Genomic DNA, 17,928 nt, shown 5'->3' with positions numbered 1-17,928 from the left:
TTCCGGTGCCGGGCGTTGTCCACAGCCGCGGCCTCCCCGGAATCGTCGCCCCCGCCGGGCAGACTGGACCGATGACACCCTCCTTCTTCGGGCCCGCCACCCGGGCCTGGTTCGAACACGCCTTCCCCGGCGGACCGACCCCGGCTCAGGAGGGCGCCTGGGCGTCGGTCGCGGGCGGGCGCGACACCCTGGTCGTGGCCCCGACCGGGTCGGGCAAGACCCTGGCGGCGTTCCTGTGGTCGCTGGACCGGCTGCTCGCCGCACCGGTCCCCGAGGACCCGGTGCGGCGCTGCCGGGTGCTGTACGTCTCACCGCTCAAGGCGCTGGCCGTGGACGTGGAGCGCAACCTGCGCGCCCCGCTGGCGGGCATCTCGGCGGCCGCCGCGGAGTTGGGCGCCCCGGTGTCCCCGGTGTCGGTGGGTGTGCGCACCGGCGACACGCCGGCGGACGAGCGGCGGCGGATGGCGACCCGGCCGCCGGACATCCTCATCACCACCCCCGAGTCGCTGTTCCTGGTGCTCACCTCCAAAGCCCGCGAGGGGTTGACCGGGGTGGAGACGGTGATCGTGGACGAGGTGCACGCCCTGGCGGGCACCAAGCGCGGCGCGCACCTGGCCCTGAGCCTGGAGCGGCTGGAGGAGCTGGTGGACCGGCGCACCCTGCGGATCGGGCTGTCGGCGACGGTGCGGCCGGCGGAGACGGTCGCGGAGTTCCTGGGCGGCGCCGAGATCGTGGCCCCGCCGGACGCCCCCCACCTGGACCTGAGCGTGGCGGTGCCGGTGTTCGACATGGACGAGCCCGACCTGCCCGCGCCGCCCCGGGCCCTGGGGCCCGGCGACCCGGAGGAGACCGGTGCGGAGGTGGCGCCGTTCGAGGCCCCGGCGCCCCCGGCCCCCTCGAACACCTCCCCGGCCGCGGGTCCCCCGGCCGGGGGCGGTTCGCTGTGGCCGCACCTGGAGCGGCGGGTGCTGGACCTGGTGGAGGGGCACCGGTCCACCATCGTGTTCACCAACGGCCGGCGCACCGCCGAGCGGCTGTGCGCCCGCCTCAACGACCTGTACGCCGAGCGCCACGGCCCGGACCTGCCGCCCGAGGAGGTGCCGGCGCTCGTCATCGCACAGTCCGGGAGCAGCCGGGGCGCCGCGCCGGTGATCGCCCGCACCCACCACGGGTCGATGTCCAAGTCCGAGCGGGCGGTGGTGGAGGACGACCTCAAGGCGGGGCGGCTGCGCTGCGTGGTGGCCACCTCCAGCCTGGAGCTGGGCGTGGACATGGGTGCGGTGGACCTGGTGGTGCAGGTGGCCGCGCCGCCGTCGGTGGCGTCGGGGCTCCAGCGGGTGGGCCGGGCCGGGCACCGGGTGGGCGACACCTCGCGCGGGGTGTTCCTCCCGGCGTTCCGGGGCGACCTGCTCACGACGGCGGTGGCGGTGGAGCGGATGCGCGCGGGCGACATCGAGCCGCTGCGCATGCCCCGGTCGCCGCTGGACGTGCTGGCCCAGCAGATCGTCGCGATGGTCGCGATGGACGAGTGGCCGGTGGCGGAGCTGGCCGCGGTGGTGCGGCGGGCCGCCCCGTTCGCCGACCTGGCCGACGGCGTGCTGGAGTCGGTCCTGGACATGCTGTCGGGCCGCTACCCCTCCGACGAGTTCGCCGAACTGCGGCCCCGGCTGGTGTGGGACCGCCGGGACGGCGTCCTGCGGGCCCGGCCGGACGCCCAGCGGCTGGCGGTGGTCGCCGGGGGCACCATCCCCGACCGGGGCATGTACACCGTTCACCTGGCCGGGGCGCAGGAGGAGGGCGGTCGGGCCCCCACGCGGGTCGGGGAGCTGGACGAGGAGATGGTGTACGAGTCGCGGGTGGGCGACGTGTTCGTCCTGGGCTCCAGTTCGTGGCGGATCGAGGGGATCACCGCGGACCGGGTGCTGGTGTCCCCCGCCCCGGGGCGGCCGGGCCGGATGCCGTTCTGGAAGGCCGACGCCCAGGGCCGTCCGGTGGAGCTGGGCCGGGCCATCGGCGCGGCGGTGCGCCGGTTGGGCGAGGCCCCGCGGGAGGCGGCGGCGGGGTTCGCGGGGCTGGACCCGTGGGCGGCCCGCAACCTGGCGGCCTACGTCGCCGACCAGCGGGACGCGACCGGGCATGTGCCCGACGACCGCACGGTCGTGATCGAGCGGTTCCGCGACCAGGTGGGCGACCGGCGGGTGGTGGTGCACTCGCCGTTGGGCGACCGGGTGCACGCGCCGTGGGCGCTGGCGGTCGCGGCGCGGATCCGGGAGCGGTACGGGGTGGAGAGCCGGGTGCTGCACGGGGACGACGGGATCGTGCTGAACCTGCCCGACACCGTGGGCGGCCTGGACGGGCCCGGGGTGCTGGCCGAGCTGGTGGCGGTGGACCCCGAGACGGTGGAGGCGGTGGTCACCGACGAGCTGACCGGGTCGGCGCTGTTCGCGTCCCGGTTCCGTGAGTGCGCGGCCCGGGCGCTGCTGCTGCCGCGGCAGCGGCCGGACCGGCGGATGCCGTTGTGGCAGCAGCGGTTGCGCGCCTCGCACCTGTTGTCGGTGGCGGGCCGTTACGGGTCGTTCCCGATCGTGCTGGAGACGGCGCGCGAGTGCTTGCAGGACCTGTTCGACGTGCCCGCGCTGGTGGAGGTGCTGCGCGGGGTGCGCTCGCGCGATGTGCGGGTGGTGGAGGTGGAGACGGACCGGGCCTCGCCGTTCGCCCGGTCGCTGCTGATGGAGTACACGGCGGCGTTCCTGTACGAGGGGGACGTTCCGGCCGCCGAGGCGCGTGCCGGGGCGCTGGCGCTGGACCCGTCGCTGCTGTCGGACCTGCTGGGCCGTACCGACCTGCGGGATCTGCTGGATCCGGGGGTGGTGGCGGAGGTGGACGGCCTGCTCCAGCGGATCTCCGCCCCGGTGCGCGACGCGGAGGCCGCGGCCGACCTGCTGCGGGAACTGGGTCCGCTGACCATGGAGGAGGCCGCGGTGCGGGGTGTCCGCCCGGAGTGGCTGGTCGCCCTGGAGGAGGCGGGCCGTGCGGTGCGGATGCCTCTGCCCGGCGCCGTGGAACCCTCGACGGCCGTTGCGGACGCCCTTTCCGGTGCCGGGTCGGCGCAGTCGCCCGCGCCCGCCGGAGGCGTCGCCGCCGACGACACGGCCGCCGGTTCCGGTGCGGCGGGACGGTCCCCGTCCGGCGGGGGCGGTCCGGTGGAGCGGTGGTGTGCGGTGGAGGACGTCGCGCGGCTGCGGGACGCGCTGGGGGCGCCGGTTCCCCCGGGTGTCCCGCAGGCGCTGCTGGAACCCGCGGTCGACCCGGTGCGCGACCTGGTCTCCAGGTACGCGCGCACGCACGGGCCGTTCACCGCGGCCGGGGCGGCGGCCCGGCTGGGTCTGGGGGAGGACACCGTCACCGGGGTGCTGCGGGCGCTGGCCCGGGAGGGGCGGGTCTCGCGGGGCGGGTTCCGCCCCGGGGGTTCGGGGACGGAGTGGTGCGACGCCGACGTGCTGCGCCGTCTGCGGCGGGGGTCGATCGCCCGGTTGCGGGCGGAGGTGGAGCCGGTGGACCCGGCGGCGCTGGCCCGGTTCTCCCCTGCCTGGCAGCGGGCGGTGCCCGGTGAGCGGTGGAGCGGGCCGGACGCGGTGTTCGAGGCGGTGGAGTCGCTGCGCGGCGCACCCGTCCCGGCCTCGGCGCTGGAGTCGTTGGTGCTGCCCGCCCGGGTGGCGGGTTACGAGCCGCGGATGCTGGACGAGCTCACCCAGGCCGGGGAGGTGGTGTGGGCGGGCGCCGGTCCGCTGCCCGGCGGGGACGGGCGGATCGTGCTGCTCCCCGCGGACGAGGTGGCGGCGCTGGCCCCTGATCCGGTGCTCCCCTCCGAGGGTTCGGTGGAGCACGCGGTGCTGTCGGCGCTGCGCGAGGGCGGGGCGCTGTTCTTCCGCGACCTCGCCGACCGGGTGACGCGTGCAGGCGGGATCGGGGCGCCCGCGGACGCCGACCTGGTGGCGGCGCTGTGGAACCTGGTCTGGGACGGCGTGGTCGCCAACGACACCCTGGCCCCGGTGCGCGCCCTGTTGGGCACCGGCGGCCCGGTGCGGGCGCCGCGGCCGCCGCGGGCGGGCCGGGCCCGGCGGGCGGTGCTGCCCGGACGGGAGGCCGATCCCACCCGGCGGGTCCTGGCGTCGGTGCAGGCCCGGCTGGAGCGGCAGGGGCTGTTGGTCAAGGGCCGGCAGGGCGGTGGCATCTCCCCGGAGGAGTACCGGGTGCTGAGGTCGATGGAGGAGGCCGGGCGGGTGCGCCGCGGTTACTTCGTGGCGGGGCTGGGCGGGGCGCAGTTCGCGCTGCCGGGCGCGGTGGACCGGTTGCGGGCGCTGGCCGGGGCGAACCGGGGCGGTGCGGTGGCGCCGGTGGTGCTGGCCGCCGACGATCCGGCCAACCCGTTCGGCCGCGACCTGCCCTGGCCGGAGGCGGGCGAGGGCGGCCGTCCGGCCCGGACGGCGGGCGCGGTGGTGGTGATCGACGACGGGCGGCCCACCCTGTACACGGGCCGGGGCGGGCGCTCCGCGCTCACCCTGGGCGCCGCCCCGCACGATCTGGCCAGGGCCGCGGCGGCCCTGGCCGAGGTGGTGCGCACCGGGGCGCTGGGCACGGTGACGGTGGAGCGGGTGGACGGGGTGGAGGTCTTCGGGACTCCGTTGGACGCCGCACTGGTGTCCGCCGGGTTCCACCCCACCCCCAGGGGGCTGCGGCTGCGTCCGTGAAAATCCCTGGTGGCGGGGGTCGGGTCCGGGCATGATGGCGGGCGTTCGGAGAGGGGACGTGTGGTGGAGATCAGGCCGATGGGGCCCGCGGACGAGGCGGGCGCGGTGGCGGCGTCGCTGGCCGCCGACACACTGTTCGCGCAGGCCGGGGTGGTGTTGCCGCCGGATGATCCGCGCGAGGTGTTCGACCACGCCGAGCGGGTCCTGGTCGCGGTGGCGGACGGCGCGGTGCTGGGGCTGGCCGCCACGCTGGCGCTGGACGGGGGCGTGCACCTGGAGCAGCTCGCCGTGCACCCCGACCACGGTCGGCGCGGGGTCGGGTCGGCTCTGCTGGAGGCGGTGTGCGCCGGGGCGGCCGCCGCCGGATCGCCCCGGGTGACCCTGACGACCTTCCGCGACCTGCCGTGGAACGGCCCCTGGTACACGGCCCGCGGGTTCGCGGTGCTGCCGCCGGACGAGTGGGGCGCGGGCCTGCGGGCGCTGTGGGAGCAGGAGGAGCCGATCCGGGTGCGGCCGCGGGTGGCCATGGTCCGCCCGGTGGGGTGACCCCGTCCGGGGCGGACGAGGGGGAGAACCGGAACGGCGTTCGTGCGATCACAGCAGGAGACCGATTCCCCGCGCCCTCTCGTGAAAAGCACTCCATGCCCCCTACCGAACGGATCGTCGCCTCCCGCTACCGGCTGACCGGGAAGCTGGGCAGCGGCGGCATGGGCACGGTCTGGCAGGCGTTCGACCCCCGTCTGGAGCGCGAGGTGGCGATCAAGGAGGTGCACCTGCCCACCGGTCTGTCGGACGAGGAGCAGCGCACCGCCAAGGCGCGGATGATGCGTGAGGCCCGCACGGCGGCCCGGATCGGCCATCCGTCGGTGGTGACCGTGCACGACGTGTTGGAGGAGGACGGCACGCCCTACATCGTGATGGCCCTGCTGGACGGGTCGTCGCTGGAGGAGGTGCTGGAGGAGGCGGGACCGCTGCCCCCGGCGCGGGTGGCCCGGATCGCGCGGGCCGTGCTGGAGGCCCCCGCGCCGCGCCCGTCAGCGCCCGGGGACCCGGTGCCGACCGCACCGGTCCCACCGCCCCCGGTCGCCCCGGACCCGGCGGCCCGGACCAGGCGGCCCGGAATCCGACGGCGCAGAGCCCGATGCCCCGGAACCCCGCGGTGCGGCAGCCGACACAGCCCCCCCGGGCCCCGCGCGCCGCAGCCGGGAACGCCCCGGCCGCACCGTGCGGCGGTCGGCCCCGTGCCGTCCGCGCACCCGGGGGCCGCTCACCCGGGCCCGTACCCCGCCGCCCCACGCGCGGCCGGGTACGCCCCGAGCGCCCCGATGCACGCGGTGCCGGTCCGCTCCGTCCCGCGCCCGGCCGCCCGCTCCTCCCGTGCCGGCCTGTGGTGGGGGATGGGCGGCGGCTGCCTGCTGCTGGTGATCGGCCTGGTGACCGTGTTCGTGATCGTGCCCGGGGCGATGCGGGCCGCGGGCGGAGAGGGGCCCGGACCGCTCCCCACCGTCGGGCCCACGGCCGAACCGTCGCGGGGGCCGGGCCCCGACTACACGCTCTTCGAGAACGAGTACGTATCCCTGTACCGTCCCGCCGACTGGGAACCGCTGGACCCCGCCACCGCCGGACAGGGCGGCGTCCTCGACGTCCTCGCCCATCACCGGTTCGACTCGCCCGACGCGGCCCGCCATATCATCGTCACGGTCTTCTCCCTGGACGAGGAGTCCGGGGCCCAGGCCACTTCGGAGGCGCAGCTCGGCTGGGAAGAGGCGCTCCGGAGCAGCGACTCGCTGCGGGACTGGGAGCGGCTGGGTCTGGAGGAGCTCACCGGGCTGCCGACCGGGCAGCGGGGCAGTGACCTGGAGGCGACCTTCGTCACGGAGGGCTCGGGCTGGGACGAGCCCCACCGCTGGATGGTGTGGCGGTATGTCGTGGTGGACGACGCCACGGGCTACTACCTCCAGTTCAACGGGCGGGCCGGTGACCGGGAGGAGTACCGGCCGGTGGTCGACGAGGTGTTCGCCTCCTTCGCCGTCACCGGTACCTGACCGGTCGGCCCGGCCCCTTCCCCGCGCCGTGGGGGAGGGACCGGGCCGACCGGCCGGGCCGCTCAGACCGTGGAGGAGAACACCTCGTCGCGGGCGTGCTCCAGGGCGTGCAGCAGGGCGCCGCGGACGACGGGGCCGCCCTCGACGGCGCCCAGGGCGATCTCGGTGGCGTTGGGGGCGATGCGGGCGGTCGCCTCCTGGACCCGCTCGGCGAGCTTGGCCCCGCCGGCCTGGGCGACGTCGCCGCCCAGCACGACCAGGCCGGGGTCGATGACGACGCTGACGGCGGCCACACCGCGGGCGAGGCGCTCGGCGAAGGCGTCCAGGAACGCGTCGCCCTCGGGGGTGCCCGAGGCGGCGGCGCTGCGCACCACCTCGACGACGTCGCCGCCCTCGACACCGTGCTCGGCGGCCAGTTCGACGACCTGGCGGGCCCGGACCAGGGCCTGGAAGCCGTGCGGCAGCTCCCGGTCCGCACCGTGGCGCAGGGACTCGTAGTCGCCGGACAGACCCAGGTCGCCGGGCATGGGGGCGCCGGGCACGGGCAGGTAGCCGATCTCGCCCGCGCCGCCGGAGCGACCCCGGTGGATGCGGCCGTCGATCATGGTGGACATGCCGACGCCGCCCGCGGCGCTGAGCCAGATGAGCACGAACTCCGGGACCCCGGCGGCGGCGCCCTCGGCGTGCTCGGCCAGGGCCGCCAGGTTCACGTCGTTCTCGATCATCACCGACCGCTTCAGGTCGGTGCGCAGCGCCTCCAGGATGCCCTCGTGCCAGGAGATGAGGTCGAAGGAGAAGCGGATGTCGCCGGTCCGCGGGTCGACCACGCCGGGGGTGCCGATGACGCAGGCGCGGAGCCTGTCCAGCGGCACCTCCGCCGTTTCGACCAGGCGCATCACGGCCGTGTGGACCAGTGCGACGGGGTCGTCGGAGGTGCTGGGGTCGACGGTGACGTCGCCGACGATCCGGCCGGTGATGTCGGCGATCGTGGCGGTCACCCGGCGGGCGCTGACGTCCAGGGCCGCGACGTAGGCGCTCTCGGGGACGACCGCGTAGAGGGCGGCGTTGGGACCCCGCCCGCCGGCCTGGCTTCCCACGACGCGTACCAGGTCGCGCTCCTCCAGCCGGGCGAGGAGTTGGGACGCGGTTACCTTGGAAAGGCCGGTCCTCGTGCCCAGCTGCGTGCGCGTCAACGGACCGGCGGACAGCAGCAGTTCCAGCGCCGCACGGTCGTTGAGCTGGCGTAGCAGCCGGGGAGTCCCCGGACGTTGAGACATAACCGTGACACCTCACCCTGTTTTTATTAGGAAAGTTTCCTGTTAATTTAGCTCACAACCTCACAGGAGGTCACGTCCTGGCAGGTCCGAGTTCATTCCCGGACCCTCCGGTACCCGCGCCGGCGGGGCGGCAACGTGCTATCCCAGCACACCCCCACAGAGACGTCGAACCGGGGGATGACGTTCCATCATCCCAGGCCGGTTCGAGCACAGGCGTCGAACCCCGGCGCGTCGTGCGAAGGGAGATAGGTTCAACATGAGGTTCCCCAAGATCGCCGCGGCTACGTCCGTGGTCCTCCTCGCCGCCGCTTGCGGCGGTGGCGCTTCCGACTCCGATGGCGGCGGTGACGCCGACAGCCTGACCGTGTGGGTCATGGGCACCTCGCAGCCGCCCCTCGTCGAATACTTCGAGGGCGCCGAGGCCCGGTTCCAGGAGAGCAACCCGGACGTCGACGTCAACGTCGAGTTCATCCCCTGGCCGGACGCCCAGGAGTCGATCACCAACGCCCTCGCGGGCGGCGACGCCCCCGACGTCATCGAGATCGGCAACGACCAGGTGGCCGGCTGGGCCTCCCAGGGCGCCCTGCTCGACATCACCGAACAGGTCGGCGGCTGGGACGCCGCCGCGGAGATCGACCAGAACGCCCTGGAGTACGGCACCTACGACGGTGTCCAGTACGGCGTTCCGTGGTTCTCCGGCGTCCGCACCCTGTACTACCGCGCCGACTGGCTCCAGGAGCTCGGCCACGAGCCCCCCACCACCTGGGACGAGCTGCTGACCGTCGCCGAGGACATCGAGGCGGAGTACGAGGTCCCCGGCTTCGCCGCGCCGACCGACTTCACCAACGGCATCGCCTCCTTCATCTGGAGCAACGGCGGCGAGATCGCCACCCAGAACGCCGACGGCGAGTGGGAGGGCCGGCTGACCGACCCCGCCACCGTCGAGGCCATCGAGTTCTACGCCGACCTGACCAACGACGGCGTCTCCCCGCAGGGCTACGTGGGCGAGAACGAGCTCGTGCCCCTCGCCGACATGGCCAACAGCCAGGTCGGCATGTACATCGACGGCGGCTGGGCGCTGACCGCCATGGAGGAGCAGGCCGAGGACCCGGCCGTCCTGGAGAACATCGTCGCCGCCCCGATCCCGGGCGCCGACGGCATCGCCCCGGCCTTCGCCGGCGGTTCCGCGCTCTCCGTCTTCTCCACCACCCAGTCCCCGGAGCTCGCCTTCGAGCTGCTGACCGTCCTGGGCGACCAGGAGGGGGGCAAGGGCTACGCCGACGCCGCCGGCTTCTTCCCGGCGTACCCGGACATGCTGGCCGACGACGAGTACCAGAAGGACCCGGCACGCGTCGCCGCCGCCACCCAGATGCAGCACACGCAGTTCTTCCCGAGCACCCCGCGCTGGACCGCGGCCGACCAGGACAGCAAGATCCTGCCGGGCGCCGTCCTGGAGATCGTCAACGGCGGTGACCCCGAAGAGGTCCTGGCAGCCGCGAACGAGCAGCTGACCACCATCCTCAACGAGCCGGTCGAGTAGCCAGCTCCTCCTCACAGCGCAGAGCCGCACGCGGGCGGGACCCCTGGGTCCCGCCCGCCACCCGGCGCAACCACGCCTCGATTGAGAAGACCATGGCACACACCGTCGAACGAGCGGCCGACCGAGGGAAAGAGGGCACCGTCCGGGTGACCGCCGATTCCGCGCCCAAGCGCCGCCGCAAGCTTCCCACCCCGTACCTGCTCATCGCCCCGGCACTGATCCTGCTCGCGGTCGTGCTGCTCTGGCCGATCGTGCAGATGGTGTGGTACTCGCTCACCAGCTTCACCACGCGCAACCTCCTGCCCAACCAGCCCGGGCCGGAGTGGAACGGCTTCGCGCACTACCAGCGGCTGCTGACCGACCCCGAGTTCTGGACGATCCTGCGCAACACCGTGGTCGTCTGCGTGCTGATGGTCGGCATCACGATGGTGCTGGGGACCCTGATCGGCATCCTGCTGCACAAGCTGCCCAAGTGGTTCTCCACCATCGTGTCCATCGGCATGATGCTCGCCTGGGCGACCCCGGCGCTGAGCGCCTCCCTGGTCTTCCGCTGGCTGTTCCTGCCCGAGCGGGGCCTGGTCAACGTGATGCTGGACCGGCTCCCCGACTGGCTGGTCGGCGGCGGGTGGCTGGAGTACAACTGGTTCCTCCAGCCGGGGTCGCTGTTCACGATCCTCATCACCGTCATCGTCTGGCAGTCGTTCCCGTTCGTGGCCGTCTCCGTCCTCGCCGGGCTCAAGAGCATCCCGGGCGAGCTCTACGAGGCCGCGAAGATGGACGGCGCCTCCGCGTGGAAGTCCTTCTGGAACGTCACGTTCCCGATGCTGCGCCCGCTGTTCGCCCTGCTCCTGGTTCTACAGATCATCTGGGACCTGCGGGTGTTCACCCAGCTGTACATCCTGGCGAACAGCTTCCAGAACAAGGACGTCTACCTGCTCTCGTACTACATCTACCAGCAGGGCTTCAGCGCGAGCCCGGCCAACTACGGCATGGGCTCGGCGATCGCGGTCGTGATGACCGTCATGATCCTCGCCGTCACCGCGTACTACCTGCGCATCATGATCCGCCAGGGGGAGACCCGATGAGCGCGACCAGCACCACCGCCCCGACCCGCGGGGGCTACCGCCGCAGCCCGCTGCGCCGGCTGCGCTCCCTCCCGCTGTACCTGGCCGGCATCGCCGTCCTGCTGTTCTCCGTCTTCCCCGTCTACTGGATGGTCGCCACGGCCTTCAAGCCGGTCGGGGAGATCTTCACCCGGGACCAGACGTTCTTCCCGCAGGCCCCGACCCTGGAGCACTTCGACCGGGTCCTCAACGGGCAGCTCATCCCGGGCGTCAACTTCTGGCAGTTCCTGGGCAACAGCCTCGTCGTCACCCTCGGGGCCGTCGGGATGGGCGCGTTCCTGTCGCTGCTGGCCGCGATGGCGGTGGCCCGGTTCCGCTTCAAGCTGCGGACCGCGTTCATCATCCTGCTGCTCGTCATCCAGATGGTGCCGATGGAAGCGATGATCATCTCGATCTTCATCAACTTCCGCCAGCTGTCGGACGCCACCGGCGCCCAGCTGCTCGGCAACCTGTCCGGCCTGCTCATCGTGTACACGGCGGTGTCGCTGCCGATCACGATCCTGATGCTGCGCGGCTTCGTCGTCGCGGTGCCCAAGGAACTGGAGGAGGCCGCGGCGATCGACGGCGCGAGCGGGTGGACGATCTTCTGGCGCATCCTCATGCCGCTGGTGGCGCCCGGCCTGGTCGCGGCGAGCATCTTCGCGTTCATCACCGCGTGGAACGAGTTCATCGTCGCGCTCACGTTCCTGGGCCGCAGCACGGACGGCTACACGCTGCCGCTCACCCTGTCCTACTACTTCGGCCGCTTCGGCACCGAGTGGGGCCCCATCATGGCGGCCTCCACCCTGCTGACCATCCCGGTGATGATCTTCTTCCTGTTCGTCCAGCGGCGGATGGTCTCCGGCCTCACCATGGGCGCGGTCAAGGGCTGACCGCCCGCACCTCCCACGAGGCGGGTCCACGAGGGCGCCGTGGACCCGCCTCGGGCGCGCCCGCGCCACACCACCACACCCCCCTTCATGTCCTTCGTCTGCCCTCATCCCTGGGCACCCGTGCTCACCGAACGGAGTCCGTCATGTCGCTCGATCCGACCCTGGCGCGCTTGGCCAACGCCACCCTGCTGGTGCCCTTCGAGTCCCACCACGCCCCGCGCTGGGTCCTGGAGGGCCTGGCGGACGGTATCTCCGGCGTCTGCCTCTTCCACAACAACCTCGACACCCCCGAGCAGATCACGGCACTGAACGCGGAGCTGGCGCAGGCCGCGGACACCCCGCTGCTCACCCTGGACGAGGAGGGCGGCGACGTCACCCGCATCGGACAGGAGCACGGCAGCGACTACCCGGGCAACGCCGCCCTGGGCGCCGTGGACGACCCGGAGCTGACCCGGGCCACCCTGCGGTCGCTGGGCGGCCGGCTCGCCCAGCTGGGCTTCAACATGGACCTGGCGCCGTCGGTGGACGTGAACGTCGCCGACGACAACCCGGTCATCGGCACACGCTCCTTCGGCTCCGACGCCGCACTGGTGGCCCGGCACGGGGCCGCGGCCGTGCGGGGGCTCCAGGAGGCCGGGGTCGCCGCCTGCGCCAAGCACTTCCCCGGGCACGGCGCCACCTCCCAGGACTCCCATCACACGCTGCCGCAGGTGGAGGCGGGTCCGGAGGTGCTGTACCGGCGCGAGCTGGTGCCGTTCCGGGCCGCGGTCGACGCCGGGGTGCGGGCCGTCCTGACCGCGCACATCGAGATGTCCGGGCTGGGTGTGACGGGTCCGGCCACGCTGGCCCCCAAGGTGCTCAACGACCTGCTCCGCGGCGAGCTGGGCTTCGACGGCGTCATCGTCAGCGACGCCATGGACATGCACGGCGTCAGCGGGGAGATCGGCATCCCCGAGGCGAGTGTGCTGGCCGTGGCCGCCGGCTGCGACCTGCTGTGCCTGGGCCGGTTCGTCTACGCCGACCAGGTGACGGCGATCCGCGCCGCGCTCGTGGCGGCGGTGCGCGACGGGCGGCTGCCGGGCGAGCGCCTGGAGGAGGCCGCCGACCGCAACCTGCGCCTGCGCTCGTGGATCCGCGACGCCGCCGCGCGCCGCACCGCGGCCGCCGAGTCGGCGGAGGTGGGCCTGTCCGGTGCCCGCCGGGCGCTCCGGGTGGCGGGCGAGCTGCCCGCGCTGGAGTCCCCGTACGTGGTCGAGGTCGACGCGCCCGCCGGCATGGCCGTGGGCGACGTGCACTGGGGCCTGTCCTCGTGGTTCCCGGACACCGAGCGGGTCTCCCCCGACGCCGCCCACGCCGATCGGCTCATCGCCGCCGCGCAGGGCCGCGACCTGGTCGTGGTGGTCCGCGACGCGCACCGCTACCCCGAGGCCCGGGAGCTCGTCGAACGCCTCTTGGGAGCCTTCCCGAACGCCGTGGTGGTCGAGATGGGCCTGCCCGTCTGGCGGCCGTCCCGCGGCGCCCACGTGAGCACCTACGGCGCCGCCCACGTCAACGGCCGCAGCGCCGCCGAGCTGCTCGGCGGCGTCTCCCCGGCCGTCCACCACGCCTGACGAGGGGCGCGGCGGGCGGGCCCGCCGGCCGCCGGCCGTCCGTCGAGGGTGGCGGGCGGCCGCGGCACAGGGCCGAAGCGGGCACTGCGGCCCGGGCCGGGACCATGACCGGCCCGGGTCGCTTCGTTGCCGTACGTGCCCGCTCGGGCACCCCGGGGCACACCTTCCGAGCGGATCGTCACCGATGTCCCCGCAAGCCGGTAGGAGAAGTACCCTTGATCACGCAGCATCCCGGCCCGTCGGCACACTCGCGGACGCCCGGTGCCCCATTCGCCCTTCTAACCACGGCATAATCACAGCATGCGCCTTTCAGCCCGGGTCGATTACGCGCTGCGCGCCGCAGCGGAACTCGCCGTCGCCAGCGAAGGACCGGTGACGGCCGAGCAGCTCGCGCGAGCGCAGGCCATCCCCGGAAAATTCCTTGAGAACATCCTCACCCAGCTACGCCGGGCCGGACTGGTGCGCAGCCAGCGCGGCCCGGTGGGCGGCTACTGGCTGGCCCGTCCGGCGGCCGAGATCTCGCTCGCCGACATCATCCGCGCGGTCGACGGTCCCCTGGCCAACGTGCGCGGGGAGCGCCCCGAGCACGTCGACTACGACGGTGCGGCCCGCAGCCTCCAGCAGGTGTGGATCGCCCTGCGCGCCAGCGAGCGCGCCATCCTGGAGGGGGTCAACCTCCAGCACCTGGCCACCAACGAACTGCCGGAGCAGGTCCGCACCCTCGCGGAGGATCCGGAGGCCTGGGTCAACCATACCCACCGGTAGCCACCGGGCGATCACTTATAGTGAATCCATGCATGTACGAGAGGAGCCGACCGTTGGTCGGCTCCTCTCGTGAATCCGGTGTCCCCCTACAGGAGGACGATGTGTTGTCCGTGGACCGGACGTCGGGGCGGGGTCGTCAGACCCCCACCATGTCGGGAACCTGGGGAACGCGATCCGGAACCGGTCCGATGCCGAGGTCCTGCGCGGGGACGGGGTCGGTCGTGACCGCGTCCTCCAGCAGTGCCGCCTCCTGCAGCTCGACCAGCGCGAGCTGGTCGGACACCTCTCTCAGCACCTGCGAGAGCGGGACCCCCAGGGCCCCGCAGATCGACGAGAGCAGTTCGGAAGATGCTTCCTTCTGCCCGCGCTCGACCTCCGACAGGTAGCCGAGGGAAACGCGTGCATCGGCCGACACCTCACGGAGGGTGCGGCCCTGGCGCTGCCGCAGCCGCCTGAGCACGTCACCAAGTAGGTGACGAAGCAGGACCATCATTCGCGCTCCCTCCCACCGGTAGCGACCTTCATATACAACACCGTACCTGCCCCACGCCCGATTCGGGCACCTCTTGTCGGCCTGTTCGCTGGAGGGGGAACCGCCTCTTGACAGGGTTTTGTTCCCCGCAGGAGGCGAAGGAACCGGACCGGAGGGTCAGGGCCGGGTGTTCCCCGCCACGTAGCCGCGGACGGCGGAGTCCAGGAGCTCCAGTGCACCTTCGACCGTTCGGTATCGGATACCCGAACGATCACCGGTGAAACGAAAAAGCCGGGTCCGTGCATTCCCACCCGGTCCGGCCAGGCCCGCGTACACGGTCCCGACGGGACTGCCGTCCTGGGGCTCGGGTCCGGCCACACCGGTCACCGCCAGCCCGAAGTCGGCGCCCAGCAGGCGCCGGACCCCCAGGGCCATGGCCTCGGCGACACCGGGGTGGACGGCGCCCTCGGCGGCCAGCAGGTCCTCGGGGACGCCCAGCAGGGACGCCTTGGTGTCGGTGGCGTAGGTGACCACCCCGCCCCGGTAGGTGGCCGAGGCCCCGGGGACGGCGGTCAGGTGGGCGCCGATCAGCCCGCCGGTGAGCGACTCGGCCGTGGCACAGGTCAGCCCGCGCTCCAGCAGGGCGCGGTGGACCCGGGCGGCCGGTGCCCCGGCGGCGGGCGCGGTCACCCCGTGCTCTCGCTCTTTCCGGCGCGGACCGCCCGGACGGCGTCCAGGACATAGGTGCCGCCGGTCCACAGGGTGATCGCCAGGGCGGCGGCCATGACCGTGTGGGCGACCCAGGTGAACACGTCGCTGAAGGGCAGGATCGACAGCGGGAACAGGTAGATGCTGATGGCGACGATCTGTAGGACCGTCTTGAGCTTGCCGCCCTTGCTCGCCGGCATGACGACGTAGCGCAGCACGGCGAAGCGCAGCAGGGTGATGCCCCACTCGCGGACCAGGATCGCGATGGTCACCCACCACCACAGGTCGCCCTGGATCGACAGCACCACCAGGGCGGCCCCGGTGAGGGCCTTGTCCGCGATGGGGTCGACGATCTTGCCGAAGTCGGTGACCAGTCCGCGGCGGCGGGCCAGTTCACCGTCGATGCGGTCGGTGACGGCCGCGAGCACGAAGACGGCGAAGGCGGCCAGACGCCACCAGGTGCCGTCCAGGAACATGAGCCACACGAAGACCGGGACCATGACCAGTCGGCTCATGGTGAGGATGTTCGCGATGTTCCACAGCGGAACGTGGGGGGCGGGCGTCGCCGCGTCGTGGGTGCTCATCTGTCTCCGGCTTCCCCGGCTTCCTCGTCCTGCTCGGCGACCAGGTCCGCGCCGACGGCCTGGACAACGGTGGCCCGGACCAGATCGCCCACGGCCGGTCCCTCACCGTAGAGGATGGTGCTTCCGTCCACTTCGGGGGCCTGGTGTTCGGAGCGGCCCTCGTAGACCCCGTCCTCCAGGACGGTCTCGACCAGGACGGTGACCTCTTCGCCCAGGCGCTCCTCGGCGCGCTGGGCCATCAGCTCCTCGGAGAGGCGGTTGAGGCGGTCCACGCGCTCGGCGACGACCTCCTCGGGCACCTTGTCCCGGTGGTCCTTGGCCTCGGTGCCGTCCTCGTCGGAGTAGCCGAAGACGCCGATGGCGTCCAGGCGGGCCGACTCCAGGAAGGCGACCAGGTCCTCGAACTCGTCCTCGGTCTCCCCGGGGAACCCGACGATGAAGTTGGAGCGGGCGCCCGCCTCGGGCACCCGGGAGCGCACGGTGTCCAGCAGCTCCAGGAAGCGCTCGCGGTCGCCGAAGCGGCGCATGCGGCGCAGCAGGGTGCCGCTGGCGTGCTGGAACGACAGGTCGAAGTAGGGCACCACGCCGGGGGTGCCGGTGAGCACGTCCACCAGCCCGGGGCGGACCTCGGCGGGCTGGAGGTAGCTGACCCGGACCCGGTCCAGGCCCTCGACCCCGGCCAGGCGCGGCAGCAGCTTCTCCAGCGCGCGGACGTCGCCCAGGTCCTTGCCGTAGGAGGTGGAGTTCTCGCTGACCAGGAACACCTCGCGCACGCCCTCGGAGGCCAGCCACTCGGCCTCGCGCACGATCTCGTCCGGGTGTCGGGAGATGTAGGCGCCGCGGAAGGTCGGGATGGCGCAGAAGGTGCAGCGGCGGTCGCAGCCGGAGGCGATCTTGAGGTTGGCCACCGGGCCGCCGGTCAGGCGGCGGCGGGGGATCGCGGAGCGGTAGGGCAGCTCGGTCCCGTCGGCACCGGCGGCGTCGGCGAACCCGCCGTGGCCGGGGATGTGGACGTCGGAGGAGCCGCGCTCGGCCGGGCTGATCGGCAGCAGGGTGCGCCGGTCGCGCGGGCTGTGCGGGACCAGGGCGCGGCCTTCGAGCACGTCGTCGAGGCGGTCGGTGATGGCCGCGTAGTCGTCGAACCCGATGACCTGCGCCTCGGGGAGCGCTTCGGCGAGCTCGGAGCCGTAGCGCTCGGCCATGCAACCGGCGGCGACGACCCGGCCGCCGTTCTCGGCGGCCTCCAGCAGGGTCTCGATGGAGTCCTGTTTGGCGGCGTCGATGAATCCGCAGGTGTTGACGAGGGTGACGTCGGCCTCGGTGCCGCCGTCGACCAGCTCCCAGCCGCCCGCGGACAGGCGTCCGGCCAGCTCTTCGGAGTCGACCTCGTTACGCGCACACCCCAGGGTGACCAGCGAGACAGTACGGCGCGGTGACATGGCTTCCAAGCGTGTGGGAGAGCATTTCGGGTGATCGCGGAGGCCGTGCCGGGTGTTCCCGGCGCCCCGCGGCACGGTGCGACGGACATCGCCCGCGACCCTCCACATTACCCGTTCCGGTCCACCCGCCCGAACCCCGGCCGGGATCATCCCTGGCCGGGGCGGGTGCGGGAGCGGGTACGGATCAGCCGTCGAAGCCGTCGGCCCCGACGACCACCTCCTTGACCTCTCCGCTGCGTCCGGCGGACCCGAGGTCCTCGCCGTCGACGGCGACCTCGACACCCCCCGCGTTGCCCAGCCAGAGGGTCAGGGTGTCGTCCGTCACGTAGTCCCGGGTCTCCCCGGAGGTGAGGAACCCGGTGAACAGGTTCTCGCCCCCGGCGTCGGTGACCTCGACCCAGGTGCGCGCGGACGCGGTGAGTTCGACGGTCGTCCCGTCGGCCTTCCTCTCGGTCTTCCCGGCCTTCTCGGCCCGGGCGGGGTCGTCCCCGCCCTGCTGCCCGCCGTCCTCCTCCGCCGCGCCCGGGGCCTCGGGCAGGACGGCGGAGTCGACGGTGCCGGTCCCGGCCCCCTCGAAGGCGGTGCGCAACGACTCGCCGTCCCAGTCCTGCCAGGTCCGCACACCGATGACGATGCTCAGGACGACCAGGAGGGCGACCAGCGCCCAGGGCCAGTGCCTGCGGACGGCCTCGGCCCGGCGACCACCGGCGCGGGTGACCGGCGGACGGGGTGCGGGACGGT

General features: G+C 73.4%; 14 protein-coding genes. 8 read left to right on the top strand and 6 right to left on the bottom strand.

What is annotated here, in order from left to right; translation table 11 throughout:
• Positions 1 to 71 precede the first annotated feature (71 nt).
• The 3 genes from QJS33_RS21815 to QJS33_RS21805 all read left to right on the top strand — a co-directional run bounded on the left by QJS33_RS21815 (position 72) and on the right by QJS33_RS21805 (position 6,796).
• A complete protein-coding gene (locus QJS33_RS21815; protein ID WP_306369900.1) occupies positions 72 to 4,751 on the top strand; it encodes a DEAD/DEAH box helicase in 4,680 nt (1,559 codons plus the stop codon).
• A 78-nt stretch (positions 4,752 to 4,829) separates the two neighbouring features.
• On the top strand, positions 4,830 to 5,297 hold the full coding sequence (locus QJS33_RS21810; protein ID WP_306369919.1) for a GNAT family N-acetyltransferase: 468 nt from the start codon (positions 4,830 to 4,832) through the stop codon (positions 5,295 to 5,297).
• Positions 5,298 to 5,392: 95 nt separating this feature from the next.
• Positions 5,393 to 6,796 carry a serine/threonine-protein kinase gene (locus QJS33_RS21805; RefSeq protein WP_306369899.1) on the top strand — a complete coding sequence of 468 codons (1,404 nt, stop codon included), beginning with the start codon at positions 5,393 to 5,395 and terminating at the stop codon, positions 6,794 to 6,796.
• 62 nt (positions 6,797 to 6,858) lie between these two features.
• Here the strand turns inward: QJS33_RS21805 and QJS33_RS21800 are convergent, their stop codons facing one another.
• The gene (locus tag QJS33_RS21800) at positions 6,859 to 8,073 is read right to left on the bottom strand and encodes an ROK family transcriptional regulator (protein ID WP_306369898.1); all 1,215 of its coding nucleotides are present in this window, start codon (positions 8,071 to 8,073) and stop codon (positions 6,859 to 6,861) included.
• Between the two features lie 256 nt (positions 8,074 to 8,329).
• On the opposite strand from QJS33_RS21800, the gene QJS33_RS21795 reads away from it, so the two are divergent.
• From QJS33_RS21795 to QJS33_RS21775, 5 genes are all read left to right on the top strand, one after another.
• Positions 8,330 to 9,613, top strand: a complete 1,284-nt coding sequence (locus QJS33_RS21795; RefSeq protein ID WP_306369897.1) for an extracellular solute-binding protein — start codon at positions 8,330 to 8,332, stop codon at positions 9,611 to 9,613.
• Between the two features lie 92 nt (positions 9,614 to 9,705).
• Positions 9,706 to 10,698, top strand: a complete 993-nt coding sequence (locus QJS33_RS21790) for a carbohydrate ABC transporter permease (protein WP_306369896.1) — start codon at positions 9,706 to 9,708, stop codon at positions 10,696 to 10,698.
• Positions 10,695 to 11,609, top strand: coding sequence for a carbohydrate ABC transporter permease (locus tag QJS33_RS21785; protein WP_306369895.1), 915 nt, complete (start codon positions 10,695 to 10,697; stop codon positions 11,607 to 11,609). The genes QJS33_RS21790 and QJS33_RS21785 overlap by 4 nt, the downstream gene beginning before the upstream one ends.
• Positions 11,610 to 11,752: 143 nt before the next feature.
• Entirely contained in the window at positions 11,753 to 13,219 is a 1,467-nt protein-coding gene (locus QJS33_RS21780; RefSeq protein WP_306369894.1) for a glycoside hydrolase family 3 protein, read from the top strand.
• Positions 13,220 to 13,519: 300 nt separating this feature from the next.
• Positions 13,520 to 13,984, top strand: coding sequence for an Rrf2 family transcriptional regulator (locus QJS33_RS21775; RefSeq protein WP_220562685.1), 465 nt, complete (start codon positions 13,520 to 13,522; stop codon positions 13,982 to 13,984).
• A gap of 136 nt (positions 13,985 to 14,120) precedes the next feature.
• On the opposite strand, the gene QJS33_RS21770 is transcribed toward QJS33_RS21775, so the two are convergent.
• From QJS33_RS21770 to QJS33_RS21750, 5 genes are all read right to left on the bottom strand, one after another.
• Entirely contained in the window at positions 14,121 to 14,477 is a 357-nt protein-coding gene (locus QJS33_RS21770; protein ID WP_073375890.1) for a helix-turn-helix domain-containing protein, read from the bottom strand.
• A gap of 156 nt (positions 14,478 to 14,633) precedes the next feature.
• The gene (locus QJS33_RS21765) at positions 14,634 to 15,146 is read right to left on the bottom strand and encodes a CinA family protein (protein ID WP_306369893.1); all 513 of its coding nucleotides are present in this window, start codon (positions 15,144 to 15,146) and stop codon (positions 14,634 to 14,636) included.
• Positions 15,143 to 15,748: a CDP-diacylglycerol--glycerol-3-phosphate 3-phosphatidyltransferase gene (pgsA, locus tag QJS33_RS21760; RefSeq protein ID WP_306369892.1), complete on the bottom strand. Its 606-nt coding sequence runs from the start codon at positions 15,746 to 15,748 to the stop codon at positions 15,143 to 15,145. The genes QJS33_RS21765 and pgsA overlap by 4 nt, the downstream gene beginning before the upstream one ends.
• Positions 15,745 to 17,187 carry a 30S ribosomal protein S12 methylthiotransferase RimO gene (gene rimO, locus QJS33_RS21755; protein ID WP_306369891.1) on the bottom strand — a complete coding sequence of 481 codons (1,443 nt, stop codon included), beginning with the start codon at positions 17,185 to 17,187 and terminating at the stop codon, positions 15,745 to 15,747. Before rimO ends, pgsA begins: the two co-directional genes overlap by 4 nt.
• 184 nt (positions 17,188 to 17,371) lie before the next feature.
• The coding region (locus QJS33_RS21750) for a DUF4115 domain-containing protein (protein ID WP_306369890.1) at positions 17,372 to 17,928 on the bottom strand (557 nt) is incomplete at its 5' end.

Origin of the sequence: Nocardiopsis sp. CC223A (assembly GCF_030766825.1) — a bacterium.
Lineage (GTDB): Bacteria > Actinomycetota > Actinomycetes > Streptosporangiales > Streptosporangiaceae > Nocardiopsis.
This window is presented reverse-complemented; position numbering and strand designations above follow the sequence as displayed.